Below are 22,429 nucleotides of genomic sequence, written 5' to 3'. Positions count from 1 at the left end.
GGGCCGGCCGGTGAGGCTCCGGCCGGCCCGGCACCCTGGCGGACGAGGACGGTCAGTCCTCGTGCCCCAGTTGGAGATCGCGTTCGGTACGTCCGCCACCCGCGACCTGGAGGACGGTGGCCACCGGCGGGTACCCGGCCGCGATCACCGTGTACTCACCGCTGGACAGGTCCACGAACCGGAAGGCGCCGTCGGGCCCGGTGGTGAGCGTGTCGACCACGTTGCCCGCCGCGTCCAGGAGCGTGACCCGGGCGTCCTCGACGGGCCGGCCGCCGCTCGCCCGTACGACCCCGCGCAGCACCGCTCCACCGGCCAGCTCGATGTCCTGCCGGGTCTCCCTGGCGGCCTGCACGCTCACCGGCAGCGCGGCGGGCCGGAAGGCGGGGGCGCTGGCGGCGAGGGTGTACTCGCCGGCCACCAACTCCGTGATCACATAGCCGCCTTCGCGGCCGGTGCGGGTGGAGGCGACCACCTCGCCCCGCACATCGGTGAGGGTGACGGCGGCATCGCGCACCGGGATGCCGTCGGCGGTGACGACGGTCCCGGCCAGGCGTCCGGCGCCGCCGAGGACCACATCGAGCTCGACGGGCCGTTCGCCCACGGTGACGCTGACGGCCTGCGGCTGGTGGCCGCCCGCCGCCGCGATGAGGACGTAGGAGCCCCCTCCGGGCACGCTCAGCGCGTACCGCCCGTCGTCCGCGCTCGCACCCCTTCCGACCTGTTGTCCCTGGACGTCGATGAGGGTGAGGGCGGCACGCGGGACCTTCGTGCCGTCGGGATGCTGGACGCTGCCGCACACCGGCACGCCCGACAGGTACACGGTCGGCGGTGGGGCGGCGGCGGCAGGGGCAGCGGTGGTGCGGGCGGTGGGGATCGGCGCGGTTTCGGCAGCGGGCTCGGGACTGTGAGAGGACACCAGCGGTTTCTCCTTGAGGAAGAAGGCGAGGAACAGGCCGAGCGCGAGCACCGGCACGAGGTAGAGGAAGATGCGCGGCATCGCGTCGGCGTACGCCTGGATGTAGCTGTCGCGCAGCGCGGGATCCATGGCGTGGACCAGCTGAGGGGTGATCGATTCGGGGTCGGGGAGGTCGACGCCGGACGGCAGTCGGACCGCGAGCGCGTCCGCGAGGCGGCCCGCGAAGAGTGTCCCGAAGACGGCGGCGCCGACGCTGCCGCCGATCTGCCGGAAGTAGTTGTGGGCGCTGGTGGCGGCGCCGATGTCGGCCGGCTTCACGGAGTTCTGCACGGCGAGCACCAGTACCGGCATGACCAGGCCGATCCCGGTGCCGAGCACGGCCTGCGCGATGCCGTATTCGAGGCGCGGGGTGTCGGTTTCGAGCCGGGAGAGCAACAGCATGCCGAGCACGGAGACGGCGCCGCCGGCCAACGGGTAGATGCGGTACCGGCCCGTCCGGGAGATCAGCTGACCGGAGACGATGGACGCAACGACGACGCCGCCCATCATCGGGAGCATCAGCAGTCCCGATTCCGTGGCCGTGGCGCCGTCGACCATCTGCAGGAACGTCGGCAGGTAGCTGGCGGCGCCGAACAGCGCGACCCCGACGACCGCGCCGACCAAGGAGGTGACGTTGAAGACCGAGTCACGGAACAGACGCAGCGGAATGATCGGTGCGGCGGCCCGTTGCTCGACGACGACGAACAGCAGGGCCGTACCGGCGGCTCCGGCGCCGAGCCCCAGGATGGTGGGCGAGCCCCAGGCGTACTCCGTACCGCCCCAGCTGGTCAGCAGCACCAGGCAGGTGGAGGCGGCGGCGAGCAGCAGCGCGCCGAGGATGTCGAGGCGGGGCCGGACGGTGGGCTTGGGAAGCTTCAGGACGACGGTGATGACGGCGAGCGTGACCAGGCCGAACGGCACGTTGATGTAGAAGCACCAGCGCCAGGAGGCGTGGTCGGTGAAGAAGCCGCCGAGCAGCGGGCCCGCGACGGACGCGAGGCCGAATGCCGCGCCGATGAGTCCCATGAACCGGCCGCGTTCCCTGGGCGGCACGACATCCGCGATGATCGCCTGGACACCGATCATGAGCCCGCCGCCGCCGATGCCCTGGACGGCGCGGAAGGCGATCAGCTCGTCCATGGTGCGGGACCAGCCGGCCAGGGCGGAGCCGATGACGAAGACGACGATCGCGAACTGGAAGACGCCCTTGCGGCCGAAGAGGTCGCCGAGCTTTCCGTAGATCGGCAGCCCGATCGTGGAGGCGAGGAGGTACGCGGTGACGGCCCAGGACATCTTCTCCAGGCCGTGCAGCTCGCCGACGATCTTGGGCAGTGCGGTGGCGACGATCATCTGGTCGAGCGCCGCGAGCAGCAGGGTGAGCATCAGCCCGAGGAAGATGAGCCGGATGTGAGGGGGGCTGGTCTCCGGTACGGCGGTGGGCGCGGCAGGGGCCGACGCCGCTTCCGCCTCGCCCGTCGCCTTACCGTCAGGGGGCGGGGACGGCGGTGCTTCCGCCGCCTCGGCACCCGCCGCACCGTTCGGTTCGTCCTCCAGCAGAGAGATCCCACCCACCACGCGCCACTCCCCTCGTCGCATCTGCGCCGCCCATTTCTCGCATCGAGCGACAAGGGAGGGCAAACGCGACGGGGGGCGCTGACGGCGCACTCAGGGGGCTTAGCCCCCGGTGGGAGGCACTACGGCGCACTACCGAGGGGCCGAGAAGACCACCCGAACCGGTGAGGCCGATCACAGCAGGGTGGGGCTACTTCTCGACCTCGGCCGCCAGGTTCTGCAGCAGCTCGTCGTAGATCCGCCCAAGTCCCTTGGGCGCGAAGGTCTTCTCGAAGAATCCGCCGATGCCCCCGGCACCGTTCCAGACGGTCGACACGACGGCCTTCGACCTGCCCTCGCCGGCCGGAGTGACCGTCCAGGTGGTGACCATCGAGGAGTTGCGGTCCTTCTCGACGAGCCGGCCGTCGTCGGGCTCGGTGACCTCCAGCAGGCAGTCGCGCACCCGCTTGCTGGTGGCCTGGAGCTTCCAGTGGACGAGGGTGCCCTCGCCGTCACCGCCCTCACGCACCTCGTACTCGCTGAACTGCCCGGGCAGCACCTTGCCCCGGGTCTCCCCGTAGTCGGCCAGCGCGTCGAACACCGTCTCCGCGTCCGCCGCGATGACTCGCTCTGTCGTGGCCTCGACCTGCGCCATGGCTGTTCCTCCAGCACTCGGTTGTTCCGGGTGCACCGAGCCAACCATCTCCGGGACGCGGCTCAAAATCCGGCCGGGGACGAAGGGGAGAAAACGATCAAGGGAACATGTGTTCTATTCTCGCTCCAGAGCTACCGAGGAGGCGTCCATGCGCTGGGAGAATCTGGTCGAGAACACCCGCGAGGCCGGGTCCGGCGCGCTCTTCGCCGCGGACGCGGTGACCTCGCACACGTTCGATACCCCCGAGTTCCGGGGCATCACCTTCCACGAGATCCGGGCCCGCTCGATCGTGAACCGGGTGCCGGGCGCATCCCGGATGCCGTTCGAGTGGACCGTCAACCCGTACCGGGGCTGCACACACGCCTGCGTCTACTGCTTCGCCCGCAAGACCCACAGCTATCTGGACCTCGACACCGGAACCGGCTTCGACTCGCAGATCGTCGTCAAGGTCAACGCCCCGGAGCTGCTGCGCGACCGCCTCGCGTCCGGCCGCTGGCACGGCGCACACATCGCGATGGGGACCAATGTCGACTGCTACCAACGCGCCGAGGGCCTTTACCGGCTGATGCCCGGCATCATCGAGGCGCTGCGCGATCACGCCAACCCCTTTTCGATCCTGACCAAGGGAACACTGATTCTGCGCGATCTGGAGCTGCTGCGGCAGGCGGCCGAGGTCACCGAAGTCGGCATCTCGGTCTCGGTCGGCTTCATCGACGAGGGGTTGTGGCGCACCGTGGAGCCGGGCACACCCTCCCCCGGGCGCCGCCTCGACGCCGTCCGCACGCTGAGCCGGAACGGCATCGACTGCGGCGTGCTGATGGCGCCCGTCATCCCGTTCCTCGGCGACCACCCGGACCAGTTGCGCGCCACGGTCCGGGCGATCGCCGCCGCCGGGGCGACCTCGGTGACGCCGCTCGTCCTCCACCTGCGGCCGGGTGCCCGGGAGTGGTACATGCAGTGGCTCGGGCAGCACCACCCCCATCTGGTGCGGCGCTACGAGCGGCTCTACGCCGAGGGGGCCTACGCTCCCACGTGGTACCAGCGGCGCATCACGCGCCACGTCCACGAGTTGGCGACCGAGTTCGGTATCGGCCCCTCACATCGCGGCTCGGCCCGCCGGCTCCCCGTGCGCCGGGAGCGGCGGTCGCCGGCCGACGGCTCCGAGCCCACCCAGCTCTCCCTGCTCTGACCCCGGCCCGTCCGGGGGCGGGGTGACCCACAGGCACGAGGACGATCCGCCCGTCCGGGGGCGGGACGATCCAGGCGTGCAGGGCGGGACGGCCCCGCACTTCCCGAACGAGCACACCGCACCCCGCCTCCCGAGCGGGCAAATGGGTCAACTCTCACCGGAACAGGTCCTACCGGGCGGGAATGCGGGGAGCATGCCGCGGGGGCTGCGCCCCACGCAGCCGCGTTCCCCCACCACGGGAGGCCATATGACGAAACGTCCAGCAATTCTGCTCGCAGCCGGGGCGACGGTCGCCGGTCTGGTGACCGCCACTCCGGTTCCGGCAACCGCCGACACCGGAGTGCGGCGCGCGGCGGACCGGCTCACCTGGACCGACTGCGCCACCAAGTCGTACCCGAGGCTCCAGTGCTCATCGGTCAGCACACCACTCGATCATGACGACCCGTCGGGTCGGCACATCACCCTCGCCCTGTCCCGGATCCCGCACACGGCGAAGGCCTTCCAGGGCCCGTTGTTCGTCAACCCGGGCGGCCCCGGGGGCAGCGGCCTGTCGATGGCCGGCTTCGTGGCGTCCTCGCTGCCGAAGGCGATTGCCGCGCAGTACGACGTGATCGGGTTCGACCCGCGCGGCGTCGGGAAGAGCGAGCCGGCGCTGAACTGCGTACCGAAGTACTTCGAGCCGCCGCGTCCCGACTCGGTGCCGGACTCGGCCGGCGTCGAGGAGGCGAACCGGAACCGGGCCCGTTCGTTCGCCGAGGCGTGCGGGCGCAAGTACCCGGATCTGCTGCCGTACATGGACACCGTCAGTGCCGCCAAGGACCTCGACGTGATCCGGCGGGCGACCGGCTCACAGCAGATCAACTATTTCGGCTACTCGTACGGGACCTACCTCGGCGCGGTGTACGCCAAGCTGTTCCCGGAGCGGGTGCGGCGTCTGGTGCTGGACTCGAACGTCGACCCGGAGGGCGTCTGGTACGACGACAACATCGGCCAGAACTACGCCTTCGACGCCCGCCACAAGGCGTTCGCCGCCTGGGTGGCGAAGCATGACAGCGCGTACCGGCTCGGCAGCGATCCGGCGGAGGTCGAGGCCGCCTGGTACGCGATGCGGGCGGCCGTCAAGGCGCGCCCCGCGGGCGGGAAGGTCGGGGCGAGCGAGCTGGAGGACACGTTCCTGCCCGGCGGCTACTACAACGGCTACTGGCCCCACCTGGCGGAGGCGTTCGCGGCGTATGTGAACGACCACGACGAGAACGCGCTGATCAAGGCGTACCAGAGGTTCGGCGCGGTCGACGCGGAGGGCGACAACGGGTACTCGGTCTACTCGGCCGTGCAGTGCCGCGACACCGAGTGGCCCCGCCCGTGGAACATCTGGCGCAACGACAGCTGGAACGTACAGGCCAAGGCACCCTTCTTCACCTGGAACAACACCTGGTACAACGCGCCGTGCGCCGACTGGCCGGTGGAGCCGCTGAACCCGGTGCGCGTCTCCAACAGCGGCCTGCCGCCGGTGCTGCTCTTCCAGGCCACCGAGGACGCGGCCACGCCGTACGAGGGCGGAGTCACCCTCCACCGCAGGCTGCGCGGCTCCCGCCTGGTCGTCGAGCAGGGCGGCGGCAATCACGGCATCACGCTGAGCGGCAACGACTGCCTGGACACCTATCTGGCGGACTACCTCGCCGACGGCACCGTCCCGCGCGGCAAGGGCGGTGGAGCGGAGGCGGACGCGGTCTGCGCCAAGTCCCCCGATCCGCAGCCGCTGACCGACCGGGCTGCGGCGAAGTCCGTCCACGGGACGGATTCCGTCACCCGGGGCAGCGTCCTGCACAGCCTGCTCGGGTTCCGCGGCTGACACCCCGCCGGGCCCGAGGCCCGATTCGCGTGCGGGCCGTCCTGGCCAGGTGTCAGGACGGCCCGTACGGCGTCGCGGACCATTCCCGGTCCGGTACCCGATGGTCCGGTACGTGCACCCCCTCAGCCCTCCCGTGCCCGCAGTCGGCTGAGGGCGTCCCGCGCCGCGCCGCCCAGGCGCGGATGCGGCAGCGCTGCCTCCAGAACCGGGCGGGCCTCCTGGCCCCCGAGCTGTCCGAGCCCTTCCACGCAGGCGAGCGCGACCCGCCAGTGCGGATCGTCCGGGGTCAGCAGGCGCCCCAGCGTGCTCATCAGCGCCGGCACGGACTCCGGGGCCCGGAGCGCCGTGAGCAGGAGCACCGGCTGCAGGGCGTACGCGGTGCGCAGGGGGTTCGTCGCCAGCGCGGCGGCGGCCCGGGGTGTACGGGGATCCGCCAGGCGCACCAGGGCGTGGGCGGCGCTGACGCAGCGCTCCGGGTCGCGGTGGTTGAGCAGCAGGACCAGCGCCTCGAAGGCCCGCCGGTCGCCGTCGCAGCCGAGCCGGAAGGCGGCGAGCTCCCGCGCCCAGAGCGGGCGATCTCGTTCCACGAGGACGCGGGCCAGTTCCTCGTTGTCGTCGGTGGCGAGCAGTCCGCGGAAGGCCGCCGACTCCCCCGCCTCGTCCGTCAGCCGGTCCGTCAGCGACCGGAACTCCTCGTCCATGACCCTCAGCGTATCGGCGATGACCGTGTGTGTGAGCCGGACCACAGCAACGCGGGGCTGGCGCGCTCGTTACCCACCGGTTAAGCTCATGTGAGCGGGACACACTCCCGTCGGCTCCGGTGGCCTGGTGACGCAGCCACCCGGAGTGCTTGTCGGTTCGGCAGCTTCGCGAGACGTGACTCCGGGACAGAGTCCGTCGCCCCTTCCCGGTCCGGACGCGCCCTTCGCGCCCGGGTCCTGAGCACCACGACACGCAATTCCCGCACGCCCTGCGCCCGTTCGGCGCGCGCCGTGCCTCCTCTCAGTCGTCACTCATTCTCTGGAGTCCCGTGATGGACATCCCGCTCAGCACCATCGCCGTCGTCGGTCTCGGCACCATGGGCACCGGCATCGCCGAAGTCCTGACCCGCGCCGGCCACGAGGTCATCGGTATCGACATCAGCGACGCGGCCGCCCGTCAGGCCGTCGCCGCCCTGGAAGCCACGACCGCGCGCGCCGTGCGGCGCGGGAGGATCACGGAGCAGGAGCGCGGCGACGCCCTCGCCCGGTTCCGTACCTTCGGCGACCTCCGGGCCGCCGCGGAGGCGGAGCTGGTCATCGAGGTCGTGCCCGAGTCGTACGAGATCAAGCAGCAGGTCTTCCGGGAGCTCGACGCGATCGTCTCCCCCACCGCGATCCTGGCGACCGGCACCAACGCCCTGTCGGTGACCCGGCTCGCCGCCGAATCGCAGCACCCCGAGCGCGTGCTCGGCCTGCACTTCTTCAACCCGGCGCCCGCGATGAAGCTGGTCGAGGTGGTCTCCTCGGTGCTGACCGCGCCACCGGCCGTCGCGGCGGTCACCGATCTGGCGCGCAGTCTGGGCAAGGAGCCGGTCGCGGTCGGCGACCGGCCGGGCTTCGTCGCCGACGGGCTGCTGTTCGGGTACCTCAACCAGGCCGCGGCGATGTACGAGGCGAACTACGCCTCGCGTGAGGACATCGACGCGGCGATGAAGCTGGGCTGCGGCCTGCCCATGGGCCCGCTCGCCCTGCTCGACCTGATCGGGATCGACACCGCCCGCACCGTGCTGGAGGCGATGTACTCCGCGTCGCGGGACCGGCTGCACGCCCCGGCCCCCGTCCTCAGGCAGCTCAGCGAGGCGGGGCTGACCGGCCGCAAGTCGGGCCGCGGCTTCTACGCGTACGCGGAGCCCGGCAGCCAGACCGTGGTGCCGGACGCGCACACCCCTGGGGAGGCGGCGTCGGCGGCCGGCGGTCGCGCGGTGCGGTCGGTGGGCGTCGCGGGCTCCGGGACGATGGCCTCGGGGATCGCCGAGGTCTTCGCGAAGGCCGGTTACGACGTGGTGCTCGCGGCCCGCAGCCAGGAGAAGGCGGACGCGGCGAAGGGCCGGATCGCCGCGTCGCTGGCGCGTTCCGTCACCAAGGGACGGCTGACCGCCGAGGCGCGGGACGAGACCCTGGCCCGGATCACCGCGGCAGACTCGCCGGACGCCCTCGCCGATGTCGATCTCGCGGTCGAGGCGGTCGCCGAGGACCTGTCGGTCAAGCAGCAGCTGTTCGGGACGCTGGACAAGGTCTGCAAGCCGGGTGCGGTGCTCGCCACCACCACCTCGTCACTGCCGGTCGTGGCGATCGCGCGCGCCACCTCGCGCCCGCAGGACGTCATCGGGATGCACTTCTTCAACCCGGCGCCCGCGATGAAGCTGGTCGAGGTCGTCCGTACGGTGCTCACCGCCGACGATGTCCACGCCACCGTCCGGGACGTGTGCGCCGAGGTCGGCAAGCACCCGGTGGACTGCGGGGACCGGGCCGGGTTCATCGTGAACGCGCTGCTGTTCCCGTACCTCAACAACGCGATCAAGATGGTCGAGGAGCACTACGCGAGCCTCGACGACATCGACGCCGCGATGAAGCTGGGCGGCGGCTATCCGATGGGCCCGTTCGAACTCCTCGACGTCGTCGGCCTCGACGTCTCGCTCGCCATCGAGAAGGTGCTGCACAACGAGTTCCGCGACCCGGGGCTGGCTCCGGCGCCGCTGCTGGAGCACCTGGTGGCCGCGGGCTGCCTCGGTCGCAAGACCGGGCGCGGCTTCCGCGAACATGCCCGGCGCTGAGCCGGGAGCAGGATGGGGCGGGCTGCTCGAACCTTCGGGCAGCCCGCCCCCACGGGCACCATCACCCGCACCGATGCAGTACGTTCACACCATGTCCCAGCCTGCCAGGTCAGCCCGTGCCTCCGCCGCGTCCGATGCCCCGGAGAGTGCCGCAGGCACCCGCGCCGCCGCCCAACGGCTCAAAATGCGCCGCGAGCTGGCCGCCGCCGCCATGGAACTCTTCGCCACGAAGGGATACGAGGCAACGACGGTCGACGAGATCGCGGGCGCCGCGGGAGTCGCCCGGCGAACCTTCTTCCGGCACTTCCGCTCCAAGGAAGAGGCGATCTTCCCGGACCACGACGACACTCTCGTCAGGGCCGAGGCCGTCCTCAACGCCGCCCCCGCGCACGAGCATCCGCTCGACACGGTGTGCCGCGGCATCAAGGAAGTCATGAAGATGTACGCGGCGAAGCCCGCGGTCTCCGTGGCCCGCTACAAACTGACCCGTGAGGTTCCCACGCTGCGTGAGGCCGAGATCGCCTCGGTGGCCCGCTACGAGCGGCTGTTCACGCGCTATCTGCTGGGCCACTTCGACGAGCGCGACCACCATGTCGGCAACGATGACCCGCTGCTCGCGGAGGTCGCGGCATCCGCCGTCGTCACCGCGCACAACCATGTGCTGCGCCGCTGGCTGCGGGCGGGCGGCGAGGGCGATGTGGAGGCCCAGCTCGACCACGCCTTCGCGATCGTCCGCGACACGTTCGGGACCGGTATCGGGGCGGGCCGGATCGTCGGCACCGAACCGGCGAAGCAGCCGGCCGCGTCGGTGACCGCCCAGGACCGGGTACTGGTCGCGGTGGCGCGGACGGACGCGCCGCTCGACGAAGTGATGCACACGATTCAGCAGGCGCTCAAGCAGCACTGAACGAGGGCGGGCGGGTCCGTTCCCGCGCGCCCGGGAACGGACCCGGCCCGCCCCGGCCGCCCCACGGGCCTGTGGGCCCCTCGGGCGGCCCCACAGGCCCGTGCGGCCCCGCGAGCCGCTCGCCCGTCGCCCCGCCCCCGTCGCCCCCGCCCTGGCCCTCGCCGCTCGCCCCGGGCCGAGCGGCCCCGGTTGCCGCGCCCGCGTCGCGGCGGAGCGCGGCGGCGGTTATCTTCAGGCCGACGCCTCCGATCGAAGCCGCCCGATCCTGCGACGCCTCGGCTTCCCGGCCCTGAGCACCCCACGACTCCGTACGTGTACCGGCTCTCGCACCGACCCCATCCACGGGGAGAAACCGCCCAGAACACCCCTCATATCGCTCATGCGTGCCCACTGGGTGACAGGTGAGAGAAATTGATGGCACCGAGTGCCTTGCAAGGTGTCACAGAGTGCCATACGTTGAAGTGGTCCGGGCGGCCGGCGTGCTGAGACCTCACGTACGCCGGCTGTCCCCGCAAGCCATGTGCCCGCGCGCCCGGACGCCTGCGTCACAGGCAAACCCTTCTGCTCCACAGAGCGAACCGCAGCCTCACCAGCCGAACCGACGGCAGCACCTCCACACCGCACAGCTCCCCCTCTGCTCGCAGGGATCCCCCAGCGTTCCCTCAGCGCCCTCATCCGCCGGAGGCACACCGTGAAGGACATCCTGGACGCGATCCAATCGCAGGACAGCACCGCCGCGGATTTCGCGGCCCTGCCCATTCCCGAGTCGTACCGCGCGGTGACCGTGCACAAGGACGAGACGGAGATGTTCGCCGGGCTCGAAACCCGCGACAAGGACCCCCGCAAGTCGCTGCACCTCGACGAGGTGCCGGTGCCCGAACTCGGCCCCGGCGAGGCACTGGTCGCCGTCATGGCCAGCTCGGTGAACTACAACTCCGTCTGGACCTCGATCTTCGAGCCCCTCTCCACCTTCGGCTTCCTGGAGCGCTACGGAAAGCTCAGCGAGCTCACCAAGCGCCACGACCTGCCGTACCACATCATCGGCTCCGACCTCGCGGGCGTCGTCCTGCGCACCGGGCCCGGCGTCAACGCCTGGCACCCGGGCGACGAGGTCGTCGCCCACTGCCTCTCGGTCGAGCTGGAGTCCTCGGACGGTCACAACGACACGATGCTCGACCCCGAGCAGCGCATCTGGGGCTTCGAGACCAACTTCGGCGGCCTCGCGGAGATCGCGCTCGTCAAGTCCAACCAGCTCATGCCGAAGCCGCAGCACCTCAGCTGGGAGGAGGCCGCGGCCCCGGGCCTGGTCAACTCCACCGCATACCGCCAGCTCGTCTCACGCAACGGCGCCGGCATGAAGCAGGGCGACAACGTGCTGATCTGGGGCGCGAGCGGCGGACTCGGTTCCTACGCCACGCAGTTCGCCCTGGCGGGTGGCGCCAACCCGGTCTGCGTCGTCTCCAGCGAGCAGAAGGCGGACATCTGCCGGAAGATGGGCGCCGAGGCGATCATCGACCGCAGCGCCGAGGGCTACGCGTTCTGGAAGGACGAGCACCACCAGGACCCGCGCGAGTGGAAGCGCTTCGGCAAGCGCATCCGTGAACTCACCGGCGGGGAAGACGTGGACATCGTCTTCGAGCACCCGGGCCGCGAGACGTTCGGCGCCTCGGTCTACGTGACCCGCAAGGGCGGCACGATCGTCACCTGCGCCTCGACGTCCGGCTACCAGCACGAGTACGACAACCGCTACCTGTGGATGTCGCTGAAGAAGATCGTGGGCTCGCACTTCGCCAACTACCGCGAGGCATGGGAGGCCAACCGCCTCGTGGCCAAGGGCAGGATCCACCCGACGCTGTCGAAGGTCTACTCCCTGGAGGACACCGGCCAGGCCGCGCACGACGTCCACCGCAACGTCCACCAGGGCAAGGTCGGCGTGCTGGCGCTGGCCCCCCGCGAGGGTCTGGGCGTGCGCGACCACGAGCTGCGCGAGAAGCACGTCGACGCCATCAACCTGTTCCGTGGCGCGTCGGCGGAGCGGACCGGCGAGCACAGCCGGGGTGTCTGACATGACAGGCCGCCAGAAGGACCGCCCGTGGCTCATGCGGACGTACGCCGGCCACTCCACCGCCGAGGCGTCCAACGAGCTGTACCGGCGCAACCTCGCCAAGGGTCAGACGGGCCTGTCCGTCGCCTTCGACCTGCCGACGCAGACCGGGTACGACCCCGACCACGTCCTCGCCCGCGGCGAGGTCGGCCGGGTCGGTGTGCCCGTGTCGCACCTCGGTGACATGCGCCGGCTGTTCCAGGACATCCCCCTGGAGCAGATGAACACCTCGATGACGATCAACGCCACCGCCATGTGGCTGCTGGCGCTCTACCAGGTGGTCGCGGAGGAGCAGGGCGCGGACATCGGCAGGCTCCAGGGCACCACGCAGAACGACATCGTCAAGGAGTACCTCTCGCGCGGGACGCACGTCTTCCCGCCCGGCCCCTCCCTGCGGCTGACCACCGACATGATCACGTACACGGTCAACCACATCCCGAAGTGGAACCCGATCAACATCTGCAGTTACCACCTGCAGGAGGCGGGAGCCACTCCCGTCCAGGAGATCGCGTACGCCCTGTCGACGGCCATCGCGGTCCTGGACGCCGTACGCGACTCCGGGCAGGTGCCCGAGGAGAAGTTCGGCGCTGTGGTCGCACGGATCTCCTTCTTCGTGAACGCGGGCGTCCGCTTCATCGAGGAGATGTGCAAGATGCGCGCCTTCGGCCGCATCTGGGACCGGATCACCCGTGAGCGGTACGGCATCACCGATGCCAAGCAGCGCCGCTTCCGCTACGGCGTCCAGGTCAACTCGCTCGGCCTGACCGAGGCGCAGCCGGAGAACAACGTCCAGCGCATCGTCCTGGAGATGCTGGCCGTCACCCTGTCCAAGGACGCCCGCGCCCGCGCCGTCCAGCTGCCCGCCTGGAACGAGGCGCTGGGGCTCCCCCGGCCCTGGGACCAGCAGTGGTCGCTGCGCATTCAGCAGGTTCTCGCGCACGAGAGCGATCTGCTGGAGTACGAGGACATCTTCGCCGGATCCCATGTCATCGAGGCGAAGGTGGGCGAGCTGGTCGACGAGTCACTCGCCGAGATCGACCGCATCCAGCGGATGGGCGGCGCCATGGCGGCCGTCGAGTCCGGCTATCTGAAGTCCGAGCTGGTCTCCTCGCACGCCGCCCGGCGGGCCCGCATCGAGGGCGGCGACGAGAAGATCGTCGGCGTCAACATCTACGGGGCGACGGAACCGAACCCGCTCACCGCGGACCTCGACGCGGCGATCATGACGGTCGACCCCGCCAATGAGGCCAAGGTCGTCTCCGCCCTCCACGAGTGGTGCGACAACCGCGACGAGGCCCGCGCCACCGACGCCCTGGCCGTGCTCAAGAAGGCAGCCGCGGGCACCGAGAACATGATGGAAGCCACGGTGGAGTGCGCCCGCGCGGGTGTCACCACCGGCGAGTGGGCCTGGGCCCTGCGTGACGTCTTCGGCGAGTACCGGGCACCGACGGGCGTCTCGTCGGCGCCGGTAGCGGTCACCGCCGAGGCCGGCACACCGCTCGCCCTGGTCCGGGAGAAGGTGGCCCGCACCGCGGCCGACCTGGGCGTCGGGCGGCTGCGGCTGCTGGTCGGCAAGCCCGGCCTGGACGGACACTCCAACGGCGCCGAACAGATCGCCGTACGGGCCCGTGACGCCGGCTTCGAGGTCGTCTACCAGGGAATCAGGCTGACCCCCGAGCAGATCGTCTCGGCCGCTCTCGCCGAGGACGTGCACTGCGTCGGTCTGTCCATCCTGTCCGGTTCGCACGCCGAACTCGTCCCCGATGTGCTGACCCGGCTGCGCGAGGCGGGCGTCGCCGACATTCCGGTGATCGCGGGCGGGATCATTCCGCCCGCCGACGCCGCGGCCCTGATCGGGGCCGGTGTCGCCGCCGTGTTCACCCCGAAGGATTTCGGTATCACGGAGATCATCGGCCGTATCGTCGACGAGATCCGGAAAGCGAACAAGCTCGACCCTCTGGAGGTTCCCGCATGACCCCGTCCGCCCACCCGTCTCCCGCCGCCGGCCTTCCGGGGAGCGGGTCCGCCACGCAGGTGACGAACCGTCTGCGTCCGCGCCGCTCGTGCCTGGCCGTGCCCGGCTCGAACCCGCGGTTCCTGGAGAAGGCCCAGGGCCTCCCGGCCGACCAGGTCTTCCTCGACCTGGAGGACGCCTGCGCGCCGCTGGCCAAGGAGGGTGCCCGGCACACCATCGTCGACGCGCTGAACAACGGCGACTGGACGGGCAAGACCCGGGTCGTGCGCGTCAACGACTGGACGACGCACTGGACGTACCGCGATGTCATCACGGTCGTCGAGGGCGCCGGCCAGAACCTCGACTGCATCATGCTGCCGAAGGTCCAGGACGCCCAGCAGGTCATCGCCCTGGACCTGCTGCTCACCCAGATCGAGAAGACGATGGGCTTCGAGGTCGGCAGGATCGGCATCGAGGCGCAGATCGAGAACGCCAAGGGCCTGGTGAACATCGACGACATCGCCGCCGCGTCGCCCCGCCTGGAGACCCTGATCTTCGGCCCGGCCGACTTCATGGCGTCGATCAACATGAAGACCCTGGTCGTCGGTCAGCAGCCGCCCGGGTACGGCGCGGACGCGTACCACTACATCCTGATGCGCATCCTGATGGCGGCCCGTACGCACGACCTCCAGGCGATCGACGGCCCCTTCCTCCAGATCCGTGACGTGGACGCGTACCGCGAGGTCGCCGGACGTGCGGCGGCGCTGGGCTTCGACGGCAAGTGGGTGCTGCACCCCGGCCAGGTGGACGCCGCCAATGAGGTGTTCTCGCCCGCGCAGGAGGACTACGACCACGCCGAGCTGATCCTCGACGCGTATGAATGGTGCACCTCGGAGGAGGGCGGCAAGAAGGGTTCGGCGATGCTCGGCGACGAGATGATCGACGAGGCCAGCCGCAAGATGGCGCTCGTCGTCGCGGGCAAGGGCCGCGCGGCCGGTATGCAGCGCACCTCCAAGTTCGAAGCGCCGGAGGTCTGATCATGCAGTTCGGACGCACCTTTGAGGAGTTCGAGGTCGGTGCGGTCTACAAGCACTGGCCCGGGAAGACGGTCACCGAGTACGACGACCACCTCTTCTGCCTGCTGACCATGAATCATCACCCGCTCCACCTGGACAGCAACTACGCGGAGCGGACGACCGACTTCGGCAAGAACGTCGTCGTCGGCAACTACGTCTACTCGCTGCTGCTCGGCATGTCCGTTCCGGACGTCTCCGGCAAGGCGATCGCCAACCTCGAAGTCGAGTCGCTGAAGCATGTCGCGCCCACCTTCCACGGCGACACGGTCTACGGCGAGACGACCGTGCTGGACAAGACCCCGTCGAAGTCCAGGAGCGACCGCGGAATCGTGTACGTGGAGACCAGGGGCTACAAGCAGGACGGGACGCTCGTCTGCGTGTTCCGCCGCAAGGTGATGGTCCCCACCGAGACGTACATCAAGGAGCGCGGCGGGGAGCAGCCCGGCCGTCCCGACCCGGACCAGCCTTCCCGGAAGAACGTGGAGAAGTAGCCATGACGCGACTTGCCCAGACCGCCGGTCTCACCGACGTCCAGCAGGAAATCCTCTCCACGGTCCGGGATTTCGTCGACAAGGAGATCATTCCGGTCGCGACCGGGCTGGAGCACCGTGACGAGTACCCGACCGAGATCGTCGAGGGGCTCAAGGAGCTCGGCCTGTTCGGTCTGATGATTCCCGAGGAGTACGGGGGTCTGGGTGAGTCGCTTCTCACCTACGCGCTGTGCGTGGAGGAAATCGCCCGCGGCTGGATGAGCGTGTCGGGAATCATCAACACGCACTTCATCGTGGCCTACATGCTCAAACAGCACGGCACTCAGGAGCAGAAGGACACGTTCCTGCCGCGGATGGCCCTGGGCGAGGTCCGTGGCGCGTTCTCGATGTCCGAGCCGGCCCTGGGTTCCGATGTCTCGGCGATCACCTCCAAGGGCGTCAGACAGGGCGACGAGTACGTCCTGAACGGCCAGAAGATGTGGCTGACGAACGGGGGCACGTCCTCGCTCGTCGCGGTGCTGTGCCGGAGTGACGAAGGCCACCCCGACGGGACCGCCCCGCACAAATCGATGACGACATTCCTGGTGGAAAAGGAGCCGGGTTTCGGCGAGGTCCACCCCGGACTCACCATTCCCGGCAAAATCGACAAAATGGGTTACAAGGGTGTCGATACGACCGAACTCATCATGGACGGGCTACGTATTCCAGCCAATCGAGTGCTGGGCGGCACCACCGGCCGAGGGTTTTACCAAATGATGGACGGGGTCGAGGTCGGCCGGGTAAATGTGGCCGCCCGTGGCTGCGGCGTCGCACAGCGTGCGTTCGAGCTGGGGGTTTCCTATGCCCAGCAGCGTCACACCTTCGGAAAGCCGATCGCACAGCACCAGGCGATCCAGTTCAAGCTGGCCGAAATGGCCACCAAGGTCGAGGCCGCCCATGCAATGATGGTGAATGCAGCGCGCAAAAAGGACTCCGGTGAACGAAATGACCTGGAGGCAGGGATGGCGAAGTACCTCGCCTCCGAATACTGCAAGGAAGTCGTCGAGGACGCCTTCCGGATCCACGGCGGTTACGGCTTCTCCAAGGAGTACGAAATCGAGCGCCTCTACCGGGAGGCACCGATGCTGCTGATCGGTGAAGGTACCGCCGAGATCCAGAAAATGATCATTGGGCGCCGACTCCTTGAGGAGTACCGGTTCCAGGGTTGATTGCCCCTTTCAAGGCGATTTGGCCGCGAAGAAGATCACACCCTGTCACCCTCAGGTGGTGCCTTCAAGCCGTCCGACTCGGCTGCTGGCTTGCCCAGTTGCGGCCCGCAACCGCTAACATCGCCGGAAAAGCCGCCGTCCCCCGTTGCCAGCGCGGCATCATCCGCTACGAAGGTCATCCATGCCCGACAGCCAAACCTCTGCACCGCGCGGCGGAGTCCGCCTTGCGCGTGGAGCTTCGCCGTGGCTCCTCCCGACCGTCGCCACCGCGGCGCTCAGTCTCGCCCGGGCCCGCAGGTCCGGACGCTGGGCCGCGGTGGCCGTGCCCACCACCGCGCTCGCGGCGGGCATGCTGTGGTTCTTCCGCGACCCCGAGCGCGAGATCACTCAGGGCCGGGTCATTTCGCCGGCCGACGGCGTGGTGCAGAGCATCATGCCCTGGAAGGACGGACGCACCCGCGTCGCGATCTTCATGAGCCCGTTGAACGTGCATGTCAACCGTGCGCCCCTGGCCGGCACAGTGGCCTCGGTCGAGCACGTCCCCGGCGGGTTCGTCCCGGCGTTCAACAAGGAGAGCGAGAACAACGAGCGCGTTGTCTGGCACTTCGACACCGAACTCGGTGACATCGAGATGGTGCAGATCGCGGGTGCGGTCGCCCGTCGCATCGTCCCCTACATCCCGCAGGGAACGAAGGTCGAGCAGGGCGAGCGCATCGGACTGATCCGATTCGGCTCCCGGGTCGACATCTACCTGCCGGAAGGTGTCGAAGTGGCGGTCGAGGTCGGTCAGGCCACCACCGCGGGGGTGACTCGAATTGACCGTGATTGATCCTGATACACAGACCTCGTGGGTGCCCGAGGCGGAGTCCGGGGAGGAAGCCGGCGAGGACATGCCGCTCTCTCTGCGGCTGTCGATAGCGGACACCCTCACACTCGGCAACGCCACGTGCGGCTTCATGGCGGTGTACTTCACCACCACCGGAATCCTGATCCCGCACCTCACGGGCAGCGACGAGAGCGGCATGGCCCGGCACTCCGCGGCCACCGCCGTGATCCTCATGCTCCTGGCCGCCGTGTTCGACCTCTTCGACGGACTCGTGGCGCGCAAGCTGCGCTCCTCGCCGATGGGAGCCGAGCTGGACAACCTCTCGGACCTGATCAGCTTCGGGCTCGCCCCGGCGTACTTCGTCCTCGTGTACGGCATGGTCGCCGACGACGCCCACCAGCGGGTGTCGGCGCTGGCGGCGATCGTGGTGCTGCTGGCGGTGGTGCTCAGACTTGCCAGATTCTCCTGCGTGACGATGAAGGACGGCATGTTCCAGGGCATGCCGAGCCCCTTCGGAGCGCTCACGGTCATCTCGATCGTGCTGCTGGAGCTGCCCTTCGTGCCGACGCTCCTCGCGATCGTCGGAGTGGCGTGGCTGATGGTCAGCCGGGTCGAGTACCCGAAGCCGCGGGGCGTCCTCGCGGTGGCGATGCTCAGCTGGATCGTGGCCGCGATGGGGCTCCTCGCCGCATGGGCGTTCGACGCCCCCGGTGGGCAGCTGCTCCTCCAGACCGGCTGTGCGCTCCAGGTGGTCCTCGGGGCGGTCATTCCGCTCTTCGCGACCGCGCGACGGGTCAACACCTTCCGCGGCAACCGGCGTGAGGCCCGTACGGCGCAGTTGCCGTAACAGCACAGAAGACGCGTCACAGGGCCCGGGTGCTCCCCAGCACCCGGGCTCTCCCGCGTGATGGGGCGGGCGGCCCGGTCGGCGGCGTCAGGTACGCGTCCCGGGACGGGCGGAGCCCGGCTCAGCCGGGGACGAGCACGGCGGCCCCGTTGACCCGGTCACCCGCCAGATCGGCGAGTGCCCGGTCGGCTCCGCTGAGCGGATAAGGGGTCACCGTGGCCCGGATGCCCACGCGCCCGGCCAGGGCGAGGAACGCGCGGCCGTCCTCGCGCGTGTTCGAGGTGACGCTGCGCAGCTGGCGTTCCTGGAACAGATGGCGTCGGTAGTTCAGCACGGGGATGTCCGACAGATGGATCCCGGCGATGGCCAGCGTGCCGGACCGGTCCAGTGCCTCCAACGCCACCGGCACCAGGTCACCGACGGGGGCGAACAGGATCGCCGAGTCCAGGGGCTCCGGCGGACGGTCGTAGGCACCGCCCGCCGACGCCGCACCGAGGTCCAGAGCGAGGGCGCGTGCCTGGGCCGAGCGGGTCAGCACATGAACGGTGGCGCCTTCGGCGAGAGCCACCTGGACCGTGAGGTGCGCCGAAGCGCCGAAGCCGTAGATACCGAGCCGTCCGCCCTCCGGCAGCGCGCTGCGCCGGAGCGAGCGGTAGCCGATGATTCCCGCACAGAGGAGAGGCGCGAGCCGGACGGCGTCCTGGTCCTCCGGCAGGCGGTAGGCGAACGCCTCCGGGACCAGCGCGGTGTCGGCGAAGCCCCCGTCCGCGTCCCATCCCGTATAGGTGGACCGCGGGCAGAGGTTCTCCCGGCCGCCCAGGCAGTACCGGCAGATCCCGCACGTCCCGCGCAGCCAGGCTCCCCCCACGCGGTCACCGGTGCGGAAGCCGCTGCCCCCGTCGCCGACGGCCGCAACCCGGCCGACGATCTCGTGACCGGGGACGGTGAAGGGCCGGTGCGGCGGGAGATCGCCCTCGGCCAGATGGAGATCCGTGCGGCAGACACCGCACGCCTCCACGTTCAGCAGCAGCTCACCGGGGCCGGGGGCCGGCATTTCGCGGTGCACGCGCGCCAAGGGCCCGGTGCCGATCGGACCGGGTGTCCGGACGGCCCAGCCGTTCTGCTCGGCCGGGGCGGACTCGGAGACAGCCACAGGTCCAGCGTGCGGCGACGGAGCCCGAGGGGCAACCAGCCCCGTCGCTCCCGTGTGAGCAAACCGGGCGGCTGAACACAGCGGGCGGCAGAGCGGACCGAACGGCTCCGCGCCCGGCCCCGGCATGATGCTTCGGCCGGTTCCACAGGTGGCTCCGCAGAAGCCGGCAGGAGGGCTAAGGTTTCAACAAGGGCGCATGACGGCGCCAAGGGGCGATATGCACCGCAACCGCAGCACACCGGACAACACCCAGGAACTCCTCATCACCCTGGGGCGTCTGGTCGACCAGGCGTTGGACAACATCAGGCTCCAGCGGGCCCGGGCGGAGCTGGGCAAAGCACTCCAGGAACACATGCTCCCGGCCGAACTGCCCGTCTTCCCGGGCCTGCGGATCTCGGCCCGGTACACGCCCTCTCAGGACGGCCTGGCGGTCGGCGGCGACTTCTACGACGCGTTCTCGATGAGGGACGGGGTGGCGGGGATCGCCATCGGCGATGTGCAGGGGCACGGCGTGGAGGCCGCCGCCTTCATGGGTGAGGCCCGTGCCAGCCTCCGAGCACTCGCCAGTGTCACGTGCGACCCCGGGAAGGTACTGGCCTCCGCCAACGATCTGCTCATCTCCCTGGGCTGCGACCTTTTCACGACCTGCTGTCTGCTGAGCATCGCCCCTGAGAGCGGTGAGCTCTGCGTCGCCCGCGCCGGGCACGTCCCGATCGTCTGGGGCACCGACGACGGCCACGCGGGCATCCTGCTCGACGTCGGCGGCGTTCCGCTCGGGATCATGGCAGGCCAGCTGTACCCCGTGACCCGTCGGCGGATGAAACGCCCCGGGTATCTGGTCCTGGTGACCGACGGGGTCGTGGAAGGCCCGACCTGCGCGATCGACGACGGACTGGCCGCGGTGTGCACGCTGGCCGGAACGGCGGACCGGGCCGACCCCTGCGAACTGGCCTCGCGCGTGATCCGGGTGGCGGACCTGACCGGACACGAGGACGACGCCGCCGTCCTCGTCGTCCGCTACGACGGCCCACGGCCGGACGGCGGCTGACGACGGCCGACGGCGGCGGCGGCCGACGGCAGGAACGCGGCCGGAGGCGGGGACGCGGGCCGTCTGCGTCATCAAACGGCGGGCTGACGGCAGGAACGCGGCCGGAGGCGGGACGCGGTCCGTCCGTCCGTGTCATCGGCGTGGTGTCGGCGTGCCTGTCCGGTCGGGACGCCCCGGCGTGGTGTCTGATGCTCTGGTGGTGGACAGCGCACAACTCCGGCAGCACGCGGCCACGGGCCTGACCATCCTCGCGGTGGCCGCCTGCTACTTCGCGACGGCCCGCCTGGGGCTGCTCCAGCAGCTGGTACGCGGCCAGGTCACACCACTGTGGCCACCCACCGGGATCGCGGTCGCGGCGCTGCTCGTGTTCGGTCTGCGGATCTGGCCCGGAATCGCGCTCGGTGCCCTCTCGGTCAACATCCTCATCGGGCCTTCCGTCCTGCCCGTGCTGATCATCGCGGCCGGCAACACCCTCGCCCCGGTCTGCTCCTTCCTGATGCTGCGCCGTGCCGGCTTCCACATCGACGTCGACCGCTTACAGGACGCGCTGGCGCTGGTCTTCCTCGGCGCGCTGAGCGGCATGCTCATCAGCGCGAGCGTGGGCGCCGGCGTCCTGGCCCTGGCGGGGACGCTCCCGCCCGGTGGGTTCTGGCCGACCTGGTCGGTCTGGTGGACGGGTGACGCCATGGGCGTCATGGTCGTCACACCCTTGCTGCTCGTCGTCCGGAGGTTCCGATGGCCGCACGGCATCGGCCCGGGAAGGTGGGCCGAGGCGGCCGCACTGGTGGCGTGCACGACGACCGTTTCCGTCCTGGCGACCGACACCTTCAACGCCTCCCTGCTCTTCCTCGCGTTCCCGTTCCTCATCTGGTCGGCCTTCCGCTTCGAGCGGGCGGGTGCCGCGTGCTGCGCCGTGGGCGTGTCCGTCTTCGCGATCCTCGCCGCCGGGCGAGGGACCGGTCCCTTCGCCCACCACGGTCTTCTCGCCAACATGATCACGCTCCAGGCGTTCAACGGAGCCGTCTCACTCACGGCTCTGATCCTCGCGGCGGTCGTCGCCGAGCGGAACCGCACCTACCAAGAAATCAAGCGGCTCTGCGTGCAACTCTCCGAGAAGGTGGCGGAGCGGGACACCTGAATCACTCCATCGGCCCTGCGACGGGTGCGCGGACCCGCGATCCGAAGCAGGCTGAGGATCGACGGCACCGCGACGAGGGCTACCGGACGCCGAAACTCGGGCGGCCGGGCGCCGTAAGAGGTGGAGCCATGCCCCATGTGTCTGCGAATGTCCACGTGTCCCGCCCCGCCGACGAGATCTTCTCGTTTCTCCGGGATCCGCGGAACCTGGCCGTGTGGTCATCGAGCATAGATCAGGTGATCGAGGGCCCGATGAGCACGGAGATCGGCGATGAGTACACCTGCAAGTTCCCGGGCAGACGACGGGTGCACCGCCTCACGTGCACCGCGAGCGCGCCCGTCGAGTACCTGGCCTTCCGGGGTGCGTGCATGTGGACCCCGCTGGGCCGGCACTCACCGGAACTCGAATTCCGGCTGAGCCCGAGCCGTAGCGGAACGCTGATCAACATGTCGGTCAAGCCCCATCTGGACGGCGGCATGATCATCCTTGCCCCGTTCGTGACGATGGCGTGGCGTCGTGACCTGCCGGTGGAGCTGCGGTGTCTGGCGGATCTGCTCACCGAGGGGGACAGTGCCGATGCGGACACGGACCCGAGCGACGGTCGGGGACCGGCACCCGTGGTGGAGTGACGCGGAGGGTCGGTGCGGGGTCGCGGCCCGG

18 protein-coding genes and 1 pseudogene are annotated in these 22,429 nt (G+C 70.0%); 15 read left to right on the top strand and 4 right to left on the bottom strand.

Annotated elements, in window-relative coordinates; all coding sequences use genetic code 11:
• Nucleotides 1–52: 52 nt before the first annotated feature.
• Nucleotides 53–2,530: an MFS transporter gene (locus tag ACFVUT_RS35575; protein ID WP_389653098.1), complete on the bottom strand. Its 2,478-nt coding sequence runs from the start codon at nucleotides 2,528–2,530 to the stop codon at nucleotides 53–55.
• A gap of 187 nt (nucleotides 2,531–2,717) precedes the next feature.
• Nucleotides 2,718–3,161, bottom strand: coding sequence for an SRPBCC family protein (locus ACFVUT_RS35570; protein ID WP_389653096.1), 444 nt, complete (start codon nucleotides 3,159–3,161; stop codon nucleotides 2,718–2,720).
• A 148-nt stretch (nucleotides 3,162–3,309) separates the two neighbouring features.
• Here ACFVUT_RS35570 and ACFVUT_RS35565 point away from each other — a divergent pair, with 148 nt between their 5' ends.
• Together ACFVUT_RS35565 and ACFVUT_RS35560 are read left to right on the top strand one after the other, a co-directional pair.
• Nucleotides 3,310–4,350, top strand: coding sequence for an Rv2578c family radical SAM protein (locus ACFVUT_RS35565; protein ID WP_389653093.1), 1,041 nt, complete (start codon nucleotides 3,310–3,312; stop codon nucleotides 4,348–4,350).
• Between the two features lie 247 nt (nucleotides 4,351–4,597).
• Nucleotides 4,598–6,202, top strand: a complete 1,605-nt coding sequence (locus tag ACFVUT_RS35560; RefSeq protein WP_389653091.1) for an alpha/beta hydrolase — start codon at nucleotides 4,598–4,600, stop codon at nucleotides 6,200–6,202.
• Between the two features lie 122 nt (nucleotides 6,203–6,324).
• Here ACFVUT_RS35560 and ACFVUT_RS35555 read toward each other — a convergent pair whose 3' ends face one another.
• On the bottom strand, nucleotides 6,325–6,903 hold the full coding sequence (locus ACFVUT_RS35555; RefSeq protein ID WP_389653088.1) for a HEAT repeat domain-containing protein: 579 nt from the start codon (nucleotides 6,901–6,903) through the stop codon (nucleotides 6,325–6,327).
• A gap of 332 nt (nucleotides 6,904–7,235) precedes the next feature.
• On the opposite strand from ACFVUT_RS35555, the gene ACFVUT_RS35550 reads away from it, so the two are divergent.
• The 10 genes and pseudogenes from ACFVUT_RS35550 to pssA all read left to right on the top strand — a co-directional run bounded on the left by ACFVUT_RS35550 (nucleotide 7,236) and on the right by pssA (nucleotide 18,430).
• On the top strand, nucleotides 7,236–9,017 hold the full coding sequence (locus tag ACFVUT_RS35550) for a 3-hydroxyacyl-CoA dehydrogenase family protein (protein ID WP_389653085.1): 1,782 nt from the start codon (nucleotides 7,236–7,238) through the stop codon (nucleotides 9,015–9,017).
• A gap of 91 nt (nucleotides 9,018–9,108) precedes the next feature.
• Nucleotides 9,109–9,924, top strand: a complete 816-nt coding sequence (locus ACFVUT_RS35545; protein WP_389653082.1) for a TetR family transcriptional regulator — start codon at nucleotides 9,109–9,111, stop codon at nucleotides 9,922–9,924.
• 193 nt (nucleotides 9,925–10,117) lie between these two features.
• Nucleotides 10,118–10,329: pseudogene (locus ACFVUT_RS35540) on the top strand (hypothetical protein); the annotation flags it as partial.
• A 286-nt stretch (nucleotides 10,330–10,615) separates the two neighbouring features.
• A complete protein-coding gene (gene ccrA, locus ACFVUT_RS35535; RefSeq protein WP_389653079.1) occupies nucleotides 10,616–11,989 on the top strand; it encodes a crotonyl-CoA carboxylase/reductase in 1,374 nt (457 codons plus the stop codon).
• A gap of 1 nt (nucleotide 11,990) precedes the next feature.
• A complete protein-coding gene (locus ACFVUT_RS35530; RefSeq protein WP_389653076.1) occupies nucleotides 11,991–14,003 on the top strand; it encodes a protein meaA in 2,013 nt (670 codons plus the stop codon).
• Nucleotides 14,000–15,019 (top strand): HpcH/HpaI aldolase/citrate lyase family protein, encoded by a 1,020-nt coding sequence (locus ACFVUT_RS35525; protein ID WP_389653073.1) that lies wholly within the window; start codon nucleotides 14,000–14,002, stop codon nucleotides 15,017–15,019. The genes ACFVUT_RS35530 and ACFVUT_RS35525 overlap by 4 nt, the downstream gene beginning before the upstream one ends.
• Nucleotides 15,020–15,021: 2 nt before the next feature.
• Entirely contained in the window at nucleotides 15,022–15,549 is a 528-nt protein-coding gene (locus ACFVUT_RS35520) for a MaoC family dehydratase (protein WP_389653070.1), read from the top strand.
• A 2-nt stretch (nucleotides 15,550–15,551) separates the two neighbouring features.
• A complete protein-coding gene (locus ACFVUT_RS35515; protein ID WP_389653067.1) occupies nucleotides 15,552–16,757 on the top strand; it encodes an acyl-CoA dehydrogenase family protein in 1,206 nt (401 codons plus the stop codon).
• A gap of 181 nt (nucleotides 16,758–16,938) precedes the next feature.
• The gene (locus ACFVUT_RS35510; protein ID WP_389653064.1) at nucleotides 16,939–17,586 is read left to right on the top strand and encodes a phosphatidylserine decarboxylase; all 648 of its coding nucleotides are present in this window, start codon (nucleotides 16,939–16,941) and stop codon (nucleotides 17,584–17,586) included.
• Nucleotides 17,587–17,608: 22 nt separating this feature from the next.
• The gene (gene pssA / locus ACFVUT_RS35505; protein ID WP_389653424.1) at nucleotides 17,609–18,430 is read left to right on the top strand and encodes a CDP-diacylglycerol--serine O-phosphatidyltransferase; all 822 of its coding nucleotides are present in this window, start codon (nucleotides 17,609–17,611) and stop codon (nucleotides 18,428–18,430) included.
• A gap of 121 nt (nucleotides 18,431–18,551) precedes the next feature.
• On the opposite strand, the gene ACFVUT_RS35500 is transcribed toward pssA, so the two are convergent.
• Nucleotides 18,552–19,583: a zinc-binding alcohol dehydrogenase family protein gene (locus tag ACFVUT_RS35500; protein ID WP_389653061.1), complete on the bottom strand. Its 1,032-nt coding sequence runs from the start codon at nucleotides 19,581–19,583 to the stop codon at nucleotides 18,552–18,554.
• Nucleotides 19,584–19,779: 196 nt separating this feature from the next.
• Here ACFVUT_RS35500 and ACFVUT_RS35495 point away from each other — a divergent pair, with 196 nt between their 5' ends.
• The 3 genes from ACFVUT_RS35495 to ACFVUT_RS35485 all read left to right on the top strand — a co-directional run bounded on the left by ACFVUT_RS35495 (nucleotide 19,780) and on the right by ACFVUT_RS35485 (nucleotide 22,398).
• The gene (locus ACFVUT_RS35495) at nucleotides 19,780–20,631 is read left to right on the top strand and encodes a PP2C family protein-serine/threonine phosphatase (RefSeq protein ID WP_389653058.1); all 852 of its coding nucleotides are present in this window, start codon (nucleotides 19,780–19,782) and stop codon (nucleotides 20,629–20,631) included.
• A 178-nt stretch (nucleotides 20,632–20,809) separates the two neighbouring features.
• Nucleotides 20,810–21,769 carry an MASE1 domain-containing protein gene (locus ACFVUT_RS35490; protein ID WP_389653055.1) on the top strand — a complete coding sequence of 320 codons (960 nt, stop codon included), beginning with the start codon at nucleotides 20,810–20,812 and terminating at the stop codon, nucleotides 21,767–21,769.
• Nucleotides 21,770–21,897: 128 nt separating this feature from the next.
• A complete protein-coding gene (locus ACFVUT_RS35485; RefSeq protein ID WP_389653052.1) occupies nucleotides 21,898–22,398 on the top strand; it encodes an SRPBCC family protein in 501 nt (166 codons plus the stop codon).
• The last annotated feature ends 31 nt before the right edge of the window (nucleotides 22,399–22,429 follow it).

The sequence above is a fragment of the Streptomyces sp. NPDC058051 genome, assembly GCF_042885475.1.
In the GTDB taxonomy this organism is placed as follows: domain Bacteria; phylum Actinomycetota; class Actinomycetes; order Streptomycetales; family Streptomycetaceae; genus Streptomyces.
The sequence above is the reverse complement of the archived record's forward strand: the minus strand, read 5'-3'. Positions and strand labels throughout refer to the sequence as shown.